We start from the raw sequence: 206 nt of genomic DNA on the forward strand, positions 1-206 counted from the left end.
GCGCCGGTGGATGGCAAGCCCGTCGCGGTCGTGCAGGCCGACAAGCCCGACACCGCCAAGCTGATCCCGCACGGCACGCAGGGCGCGCAGTCGCGCATCGCCCTGAATGACGAGCAGACCGCCAACGTGAAGGCGATCATCGCCGCGACGAAGAAGGCCGGTATGCCCGAGCGTGCTGCGGTGATCTCGATCGGTACGAGCTTGCA

1 pseudogene is annotated in these 206 nt (G+C 68.0%); it reads left to right on the forward strand.

What is annotated here, in order from left to right:
* Positions 1-206 (forward strand): annotated as a pseudogene (locus ACPXB1_RS30740) (hypothetical protein); the annotation flags it as partial.

This window comes from Micromonospora sp. DT68 (assembly GCF_049847245.1).
GTDB classification, from domain to species: Bacteria; Actinomycetota; Actinomycetes; order Mycobacteriales; family Micromonosporaceae; genus Micromonospora; species Micromonospora profundi.